This window comes from Nostoc sp. 2RC (assembly GCF_014222165.1).
GTDB lineage: Bacteria > Cyanobacteriota > Cyanobacteriia > Cyanobacteriales > Nostocaceae > Nostoc > Nostoc linckia.
Genome location: NZ_JACKZU010000543.1, coordinates 1 through 3,711, shown reverse-complemented (window position 1 = coordinate 3,711; position 3,711 = coordinate 1). Strand labels below are relative to the sequence as shown.

At 40.6% G+C, this 3,711-nt stretch carries 7 protein-coding genes; 4 read left to right on the top strand and 3 right to left on the bottom strand.

Annotation, left to right across the window (positions count from 1 at the left end):
* Positions 1-142: 142 nt before the first annotated feature.
* The 3 genes from GNE10_RS32840 to GNE10_RS32830 all read right to left on the bottom strand — a co-directional run bounded on the left by GNE10_RS32840 (position 143) and on the right by GNE10_RS32830 (position 1,609).
* A complete protein-coding gene (locus tag GNE10_RS32840) occupies positions 143-685 on the bottom strand; it encodes a hypothetical protein (protein ID WP_185570211.1) in 543 nt (180 codons plus the stop codon).
* A gap of 381 nt (positions 686-1,066) precedes the next feature.
* Complete coding sequence (locus tag GNE10_RS32835; RefSeq protein ID WP_185570209.1) at positions 1,067-1,387, bottom strand: hypothetical protein; 321 nt, start codon at positions 1,385-1,387, stop codon at positions 1,067-1,069.
* A 45-nt stretch (positions 1,388-1,432) separates the two neighbouring features.
* Entirely contained in the window at positions 1,433-1,609 is a 177-nt protein-coding gene (locus tag GNE10_RS32830) for a hypothetical protein (protein ID WP_185570207.1), read from the bottom strand.
* Positions 1,610-1,902: 293 nt separating this feature from the next.
* Here GNE10_RS32830 and GNE10_RS32825 point away from each other — a divergent pair, with 293 nt between their 5' ends.
* The 4 genes from GNE10_RS32825 to GNE10_RS32810 form a co-directional block, all read left to right on the top strand.
* A complete protein-coding gene (locus GNE10_RS32825; protein WP_185570205.1) occupies positions 1,903-2,316 on the top strand; it encodes a hypothetical protein in 414 nt (137 codons plus the stop codon).
* 77 nt (positions 2,317-2,393) lie between these two features.
* Entirely contained in the window at positions 2,394-2,786 is a 393-nt protein-coding gene (locus tag GNE10_RS32820) for a hypothetical protein (RefSeq protein WP_260447129.1), read from the top strand.
* A gap of 72 nt (positions 2,787-2,858) precedes the next feature.
* Positions 2,859-3,329 (top strand): hypothetical protein, encoded by a 471-nt coding sequence (locus tag GNE10_RS32815; protein WP_260447128.1) that lies wholly within the window; start codon positions 2,859-2,861, stop codon positions 3,327-3,329.
* Positions 3,330-3,390: 61 nt separating this feature from the next.
* Positions 3,391-3,711, top strand: a 321-nt coding sequence (locus tag GNE10_RS32810; protein WP_185570203.1) for a hypothetical protein, incomplete at its 3' end; no start/stop codon positions are given.

The window sequence follows — 3,711 nt, the reverse complement described above, 5'->3', positions numbered from 1 at the left end:
CAACTAAACACTGATGGGGTATTAATGATGGTGTGCATTTTGCTAAACTAATTTTGGTATCGATTTATGGCGATCGCATTCCTACATCACCAGCAACGCGATCGCCTTTGGCGTTGGCGTAGCCAACGCTAAAAAATGAGCGTTAAAAATCATCAAGGTTGTTGCTTGTGCGCCCCTCACCTCCAAAAGGGATATCGTCAGGGTCAGGTTCTGTCTCTGGTTTGAGTTGTGCTAAATCTTGGTCGTGTTTCAGTTTCGCCAGCTTCTCCTCAAGATAAGAAATTTCTTGCTTGAGATTATTGGCTCTGGTCTGTAACGACTCAATGTGAGACACAATTTCAAATTCTTTATCTTCTCGGATTTTTACTTCCACGGTCTGCATCAAGGCACTAGTAGCAGCATCGAAATCCTCATCAGAATTTAGCTGTGCAGTCATTTCTAGACGCTTAGTGTTGTAATTTCCGAGATTTAAGACTCGTTGATAGCTAATAGTTTTAATTTCCATCTTTGTTGTGGTATCTTCGCAGTTTAAACAAGTCCATTCGTCGATCGCGTTTATCCAGCACAGGTGTTTACCACAGTCAGGGCAAAAGTAGTTGCTACTATCACCTTCTGTAATCATTTGAAAATGACCTGGTAACGGTTCTAAGAGAATTGGTGCTGGAAGATGTGAAAAATCACGCATGACCAAAAAGGTGTGATATTTTTGACTAGTCCAGTAGTGTTTGAATCGACTAAAAGCTCACGCGCAGCGTTCACGCATGAGCTTTTGAACTACCTTTGGTTAACTGACTGTGGCTGTTTGTCGAACATCAACTCAAACTTCATGCTAGGTATGCATTTACGTAAAAACTTGAGATGATGTTCGGCCTCAGGCCGGTTAACAAATCTCCCAACGCAACTGTACTTGCCAAGTTGACAGGTAAAAATTGCCCACGGTTTATCACCGTCGTAACTCATAATTTCAAATTCCTTATTTGACAAATTTTCAAAAAAAACACCAGCGCAAGCTTTACCAGTCACGCTGGTGTATTCTCTACACAAAATCCTTAGATAAAATATTTAATTATTGCTTCATAGGCGCTTCTCCTAATTGCAAAACAGCTAAACTTTGACCGCAACGAGTTTGATGAATTAGGGCTTCAAGCAATCCTTCTCTATCTTTGACGGACAAAGAACTATTAACTTGATACCCAACTACATAAATTTCATCACGGCATCTTCCGGGGGCTTGTTCGCAAAGTTGACTAGCTAGTGAGGAAATTAAAAACAGCTTTTCTCGCCTAGATATTTGCTCAAAGCAAGACCCGTATTCCTCTTGTAATGATTCCAATAAAGAACCGTCACCAGGGGTATAACTGGTAAAATATCCGATTGGTTTTGTCATAATTTAGAATTCAGAATTCAGAAGTCAGAATTCAGAATTGGTGAATTATTCCTCCTGTTTTTCATCAATAACAATTTCACCGATAACGATATTCACGGTGTTGTTTTCATGTTTGAAATCGACTAACGCAAATTCGTTATCGTCTACATCTGTGATGATCACCTTGGTGTCACCAGCGTAGTGTTTTAAGTTTGCAATTATCTCTTGAACTGTTGTTGTCATGCGGTTGTGTCCTGGGTAAATGTGCAGTCGAAACAAATCACCGCGCAGACACCTAACTGTCTACACTCGGTTTTCGGTGATTGAGTTAGGGTGTTTCCGCGCCGGGGAACTAAGCCAAGTGCGCGGGTGCTTGCTCCTGAATATGCCCTCACAGGCTCAATGGCAAAGGTGAGGGGGGAGCTAAGAGTTTCTTTCATATATAACTACTGTTAGTATATTATATGAATGAAACCTGTCAAGCATTTTATTCATACAAAAAGGTTTTATTCATACAATAAAATGAGGGTGTTGTTGTGATATACAAAAATGGCCAGACCCAAGAAACTAGCAGAGGACTCAATTCGAGCGACATTTTTGATCAGTCAGAAAGATTGGGAAGATTTCAGGATTCAAGCCGAGTCAATGGGATTGAACAGGTCAGACTTGATCAGGTTGATTGCTCAACGCAAGATAACTCTAGGAGAACAAGTAAACACGGAAACATTACTGCTGGGAAAATCGTAGAGCGCCTCAAACGCCTTGAAGATAAACATATTTCACATCTCAAAACACATCAAAATCTGCTGAAGTCTCAGTTTGATCAGGTTAAAGAGGAAGAGGAAAGCTTCCGAAAAGAGGTTCAACAACTTGAGGAGGAAATTTACAACTTAGTTTCCAGCGAGGGTAAGTCTCAGTTAGCCAGCGAAGAAGACATTAAAGATTTTTAAAACCGTCCTGCCAGTAGAGGTGTGGACGGTTTTGTTTTGTGAAGAGGCTGTGAAGTCTATAAATGCGGGATTTCCTGATGTCTCTACCAGAAAGTTTCCCGCATCGTGGAATTGACATCTACTTTCAATTCCTTATGGACAGTTTAACTAACTTTCTTTATTCGCTCCGCTCCATACTTGTTTCAGCTAAGTTCATTCTGCTGGTGGTGATGCTTATTCTTTGTTTGTGGGCATATTTGCTACAACTTTTTCCACAGTTAGGCACATACCAACTAAAACCCAAATACTCACGCTCATACCTCATAGACCCGAAAAACCGTCAACTGCAAAAGCGACTGCTTGATTTACTAAACGGTGATGTCGCAGCTGCCAAGCGATTACTGAGCCAGCAGCGACAGTTGCACCGGGGCAAGTCTGACAACTGGTATTTGGAGAAAGTTATCTATGACCTAGAGCGCGATCGCAGATGAAATAAAAAACCAAAAAGCCACCAAAAGATTTAGCGATCATGGTGGCTCCTTGAAAGTAATAGCAATAGAATTATGCCAGAAAATAGATATAAAATCAATCTTCCGTGGTCGGAAGAACACGAAGCATTTTGTTATCAAAACCATATACCTCCTGCTGCTAAATCGCTTTGGCAATGGCTAATGAGGCAAGGGGAAACAGGGTCAGAAATAGAACCAGATTTATCAGAATTTAATGCTTGGGTAGAAAAAGTGCGTGGTAAAAAATACACGCATAATTACCTCAAGCAGATGTTTGAATTACTGCAAACACACCGTGTTGTGCAAGTAGTTAAACAGTACAGTTGGAAAATATTTAAGTTGCACTTGCATTATTTGATATTCGCGGTGCATTTGAAAAAATTCTCAATCCTGAAGGATGGATACGCAGATGTTTACGCGGTCGTTGGTGGGAACATCCACGAAATCATGGTTTATTACTCAAACACTTTGGGAACCTTAACGAATGGGACTGGCAAGAATTATTTTCTTCCAGTTAACAGTTAATAGCTGTTTATAAAAAAAGACCACCTTTTGGGGTGGCCACGAATACAAACTGAAAAATATTATGAATCAACCAACATTATTTGACTTAGAAGCTTTTACTAAGTCCCCAGTCCCCACTCCCCTTTACGATCCGGCCTGGGATGAAGTCAAAATTGCCCCCCAACACAGTGAATATCAACCCGCTAAAGGCGACTGGGTGCTTCTCGATCGTGACTGGATGGACAAATGCTTAAAAGTAGCAACTAAAGAATGGCGCAAAAATTATGAGTACAAAAGTACTGAAGATTTAAAAGCACAAGTTTTTTTAGTACATCCTGATTGGAAGGGGGCAATTTATGTCACCAGAAATGGCCAAGCTGTTTATGTGCCAAAGGAATATTAC

Coding starts and splice junctions, on each gene's coding strand:
- GNE10_RS32840 (WP_185570211.1), bottom strand. CDS start 685: ATGCGTGATTTTTCACATCTTCCAGCACCAATTCTCTTAGAACCGTTA.
- GNE10_RS32835 (WP_185570209.1), bottom strand. CDS start 1,387: ATGACAAAACCAATCGGATATTTTACCAGTTATACCCCTGGTGACGGT.
- GNE10_RS32830 (WP_185570207.1), bottom strand. CDS start 1,609: ATGACAACAACAGTTCAAGAGATAATTGCAAACTTAAAACACTACGCT.
- GNE10_RS32820 (WP_260447129.1), top strand. CDS start 2,394: ATGTCTCTACCAGAAAGTTTCCCGCATCGTGGAATTGACATCTACTTT.
- GNE10_RS32815 (WP_260447128.1), top strand. CDS start 2,859: ATGCCAGAAAATAGATATAAAATCAATCTTCCGTGGTCGGAAGAACAC.